The organism is Macellibacteroides sp. (assembly GCF_050251695.1).
GTDB classification, from domain to species: Bacteria; Bacteroidota; Bacteroidia; order Bacteroidales; family Tannerellaceae; genus Macellibacteroides; species Macellibacteroides fermentans.
The window spans coordinates 18,983-23,894 of record NZ_JBFWMI010000057.1; the positions used below are offsets into that span (position 1 = coordinate 18,983).

A 4,912-nucleotide genomic window follows, 5' to 3' on the forward strand; every position below is an offset into this window, starting at 1 on the left:
CTACAACGGCGATATGGCAAAATGGCAAAAATATGCAAATTCATTACGGCTAAGATGTGCCATGCGTTTAAGCGTAGTAGATCCGGCTAAGGCAAAAAGTGAATTTGAAGATGCAGCAAAAGGAAGTCTGATTCTTACCCAGGCAGACATTGCCCAGGTTCAGGAAAGAGGCGGATGGACCGATCTGGACGGAGTTATGTCCCGCCCATGGAACGCTCAGCTTATTTCTCCTACTTTGAATAACATTTTCCTGGGTTTAGGTGGAATTGATATTCAGGTTCCAGATAATATGAAATCGGTAATCAAACCGGCAACAACCTATATGGGTATGCGACTTGACCAGCATCTACCTACATCGACCAATGATCCGAGTGCAGGTTATTTCTTCGACGGACTACCTGATAAGATCGATCCACGTGCAACTGTTCTTTACAACATTCCCGGATATGATGATGGTAAGGTTTACTTCCCGAATCTAGGTTTAGCTACAGAAGCCAAGCTTGCCAATCCGGCAACCGGTCAGATTGATGCCAGCAGTATTACGCTTACAACAAAGTGGACATGGAATACATGGGTAGCAGGCAAATGGGATAAATACAGTTCTTTGTCAACACAACTTACCGGAGCTGCTCAGAACTATCCGGCTATCTCTAACGTGTACAGACAAAGCACCAATAAAAGGGTATGGTTCGGTCCTTGGGAAACCTACTTCCTGCTTGCCGAAGCAGCCGAATACGGATGGACTGTACCTGGCACAGCCAAGCAAAACTATGAAAGTGGAATTGCTGCAAGCTTCGAGTATCACGGTGTATCCCAGTTCCTGAATCAATACCTCACCTCGCAGGCATACAACAGAGTGGGAACTTCCGTAGCATTCGACCATACAGCCGAAGCTCAACCGTTTACTGTAAGCTATGTGGATGGATATACGAAGGAAAACAAAACAACGACCTACACGTATCCTAAAAATTCGATTTACAAAAACGGACAGTTCAACAACGATCATCTTACAAAGATTATCACGCAGAAGTTTATCGCGCAACATCCTTGGTTACCACTGGAAGCATGGAGCGACCACAGACGTTTGGGACTTCCATTCTTCGAAAATCAGGCTGTGGAGGTAGACTATAACCCCAGCAGTTATGAAGTTCCTCTAACTAAGGCTACTGCCAAGGAATGCCGTTGGGAATTCTATCCAAAACGTATGCGCTATCCGTCTAATATGGAGGTGAACAGTAAAGAAAGTTACCAGCAGGCAATCCAATTGCTGGGCGGCGACAATAATACGCAAACTCCGTTATGGTGGGTGATGAAAAAATAAAGGTTCAATAATCAATAAAGGGTGTCTGAATATTCAGGCACCTTTTTTTTATCTGTTATGCAGGAAACTTATTTCATTTAGTATCTTTGTTCCGATAACTTAATAAATGATCCGATGAAAGCATCTATACTGTATTTACTCTTCGCATTTATATTAGCCCCCATATCCGGAACGTTGTTTGCGCAGGAAGCAGGTAACAGGGTGTATCTGTTTGATTCCTTCAAACCTGCAACCGTTAAAATGAAAAACGGCAGTAAAGCTTCTGCCTCTTTTAATTACGATGGGAGCAAACGGGAAATGGTTTACTATGATAAGGAGCAACTGATGGTGCTGGACGGGTTGGAGCAGGTAGATACAATCTTTATCGAAAACCGGAAATTTGTTCCCTTTCAGCAGAAATTCAGGGAAGTTGTTCCGCTGACCGAAGGCGAATTACAGATTGACTGGAGTATGAAGCGGATCTTTCTGGGTAAGAAAGGGGCATTCGGACAAGTATCCCATTCGGGTACAGTACAAAATATAAACCCGGGATACCTTACAGGCTACCTGTCCACACAACATTCGAACGAAGGATCTAACCAGGTTTACTCTACTGTTCTTAAAAACACCTATTACCTTGTACAGAAAAGCAAGCCCAAAAAGTTTAATTCGCTTAAAACCTTTATGAGTCACTTTCCGGAAAATCAGCAGACACAGCTCGCCGACTTCATCAAAAATGAAAAGGTAGATTTCAATGTACCTGAAGATGTGGCTAAACTGGCCGGCTTCGCTGTTACACTGGAATAAACCAACGAATTAAAACTTCTTTTCGTTGGCCAGATTCCACATATTAAGGAACGACGCCTTGGTGATGTCCACTACTTTACTCCAGTTAATCTTATCCGAATGATCGCCGGGCATATGATAGTCCGGATGGCCATCCGTATGATACCAGATCACCGGAATATTCAGCTTTGCAAATGAGGCATTATCGCTGCCGCCAACCGGTTTATCCCAAGGTCTGTAATTGGGTTTAAGCTTTAATCCGTATTTGCTGATATCCCGCTTCAGCCAGTCGCCGAACACAGGATGGGCCTCGGTATAGAAATAAACCACATGCTCCGGATTAGCCTCGTTGTTATTTCGTCCGATCATGTCAAAATTGAGGTAACCCTTCACCCGGTCGATATAAGGAAAGGACTGAACGAAATAGGAAGAGCCCAGCAAACCTTTCTCTTCGCCATCCCAAAATGCAAAGATCACCGTACGTTCCGGTTTTACTCCGGTAGCCAGAAAAGCCCGGGCAATCTGCAAAACGGCCGACACACCAGACGCATTATCATCGGCACCATTATAAATCTGATCGCCTGCCAAGGCAGGATCCATTCCCAGGTGATCGTAATGAGCACCAACAATTACATATTCATCCGGATTCTTTCCTTCAATTTTTGCCAGCACATTGTTTAATTGCAGACACTGATGCGTTTGCTGTTTCAACACAGCAATAGAATCGGGGTGAACCTGGTAACGACCTCTTTTCTGCCGCTCCCTGTTATATGCTTCGAACGATTGATAGTAAGAATCCTGAAGCGGAGAAACGCCCATGGCCTTGAGGCAGGAAACAATATAAGCTCCGGCTAGGCGACCGCCTTTGAATCCGGCTTCACGCCCCTCCAGCAAGTCGTCCGCCAGAAAACCGATATGCGCTTCGGCTGTCTGTTGGTTAATGGTATTCAACCCCTTCACTTCGGGAGTCTGCGCTTGTAACAAGCTGTAAAATGGTCCGGAAAGTAAACAAACCAGCAATAATATCTTCTTCATCTTTCGATTGTTTTTTAGCGTTATCTATTGTGCCCAATAAACGGTTGTCAGCTTAACTGCAGCCATTGGCCTTTATTGAGATTTGGCACAAAGGTAAACGAAAAATTTCACTTTTAAGTGTCATCTATCATTTTAAGCGTACAAAACACTATACAACAAACAGTTAAGAGCATGATAGATCCCAAAAATCATCTGTCATCAAGTGTCATCTGTCATTCCAAGATGGTATCACGTAGACGCTAACCCGATAATTACAGCCCTTTTATATAGAACAACTAATCCGAACCAGGTATATCCTTATTTTTTGGTCGTTATCATCTAATCTTTTCATAACGGACACTTATTCGTTTAACATATGTCTACCTTGCGTTGAACAGCTGTGTACCTTGCGTTGAACATATGTTGAATGCAAGGTACACAGCTGACAAACGATTAGTTCCCTTAAGTAAAAACAAGTAAACAATACTGTCTTAGAACTACGTAACTTAACAGAAAGAACTAAAGGAAGGAATACTTTATTTTTTATCTACCGGAACCGCCCATGATATCGAGCAATTCGTTGGTGATGGATTGCTGTCGGGTTTTGTTATAGTAGACATTCAGGTCCGTTAACAGGCTATCTGCATTATCGGTTGCAGTCTGCATCGCTATCATCCGGGCACTATGTTCGGAAACATTGTGACTCAGATATACCGCATACAACTTATATTTCAGGTAGCGGGGATACAGGGAAGTCAGCAACTCCTCGCATCCGGGCTCAAAGATAAAGTTGGCATTTTGAATCGCCCACCTATCATCCGCTTCCGGATGAAAAGGAAGAAATGTCTCGCTGGTAAGAAGCTGCGTAGATTTACCATGATACCGATGATACAACAATACCACTTTATCTACGTTCCTTTCCAGAAACAGATCCATCAACTGCGAGGCCAGCTGGTTGGTTGTGGAGGGTGAAACTTCGTGCTCCCATTCGTCGGACATCTCCTGCAGTGGGTATCCCTCCTTGGCCAGGGCTTTGGCAATTTTCTTTCCCACAGGATAAATCAGGATTTCCATCCCTTTGTATTCGGCAATCAGCTCTTTAGCCTGCTTAATCACATTGGCATTGAACGTTCCGCACAGTCCGGTATTGGACGAAAAGATCACGATGGCCACCTTTTTTACATCACGCACTTCAGAAAAGGGCGAATCAAAATCGTTTGCCCCCAACTGAACATGCGCAAGCATCTCCTCCATTTTACGCTGATAGGGAAGTGCGTTTTCAATTAACCGCTGTCCTTTATGAAGCTTCGCCGAAGCTACCATCTTCATGGCCGAGGTTATCTTCTGGGTTCCCTGTACGGAGGTTATTCTATTTTTTATCTCTTTTAATGAAGCCATTTACATCCTTTTTTAATATGAAGAGGCGATATCCTTTGCAATCTCCTTCAGTTTAAGCTTGCAATCGTCGTCTATAACTCCCTCCTTTAACTTATCCAGAATGTCTGTACGGTGTTTTTGTTCCAGCATATTCAGGAAAGACTTTTCGAAAGCATGTACTTTAGATAATGGTACATTCTTCAATAAACCGGTTGTGCCACAAAATAGAATGGCAATCTGGTACTCCACCGGCATCGGATTATACTGAGGCTGGATAAGAAGACGGGTATTTTTCTGTCCTTTATCGATTGTTAAAGCTGTTACCTGGTCCATATCTCCACCAAACTTGGTAAACGATTCCAGTTCGCGGTACTGTGCCTGATCTATTTTTAACGTACCGGCCACCTTCTTCATGGATTTGATCTGGGCATTACC

At 43.6% G+C, this 4,912-nt stretch carries 4 protein-coding genes and 1 pseudogene; 2 read left to right on the plus strand and 3 right to left on the minus strand.

Annotated elements, in window-relative coordinates:
- The coding region (locus AB7E53_RS09705; protein WP_446775390.1) for a SusD/RagB family nutrient-binding outer membrane lipoprotein at window positions 1-1,321 on the plus strand (1,321 nt) is incomplete at its 5' end.
- Window positions 1,322-1,435: 114 nt separating this feature from the next.
- The gene (locus AB7E53_RS09710) at window positions 1,436-2,107 is read left to right on the plus strand and encodes a hypothetical protein (RefSeq protein WP_179399113.1); all 672 of its coding nucleotides are present in this window, start codon (window positions 1,436-1,438) and stop codon (window positions 2,105-2,107) included.
- A 9-nt stretch (window positions 2,108-2,116) separates the two neighbouring features.
- Here AB7E53_RS09710 and AB7E53_RS09715 read toward each other — a convergent pair whose 3' ends face one another.
- The 3 genes and pseudogenes from AB7E53_RS09715 to AB7E53_RS09725 all read right to left on the minus strand — a co-directional run.
- Window positions 2,117-3,121, minus strand: a complete 1,005-nt coding sequence (locus tag AB7E53_RS09715) for a M20/M25/M40 family metallo-hydrolase (protein WP_446775392.1) — start codon at window positions 3,119-3,121, stop codon at window positions 2,117-2,119.
- A 522-nt stretch (window positions 3,122-3,643) separates the two neighbouring features.
- Entirely contained in the window at window positions 3,644-4,498 is an 855-nt protein-coding gene (gene atpG, locus AB7E53_RS09720; RefSeq protein WP_079683670.1) for an ATP synthase F1 subunit gamma, read from the minus strand.
- Between the two features lie 12 nt (window positions 4,499-4,510).
- Window positions 4,511-4,912, minus strand: a pseudogene (locus AB7E53_RS09725) (F0F1 ATP synthase subunit alpha); the annotation flags it as partial.

Bases quoted from the DNA above. Each gene is read 5' to 3' on its own strand.
- AB7E53_RS09715 (WP_446775392.1), bottom strand. From the start codon at position 3,121: ATGAAGAAGATATTATTGCTGGTTTGTTTACTTTCCGGACCATTTTAC.
- atpG (WP_079683670.1), bottom strand. From the start codon at position 4,498: ATGGCTTCATTAAAAGAGATAAAAAATAGAATAACCTCCGTACAGGGA.
- AB7E53_RS09710 (WP_179399113.1), top strand. From the start codon at position 1,436: ATGAAAGCATCTATACTGTATTTACTCTTCGCATTTATATTAGCCCCC.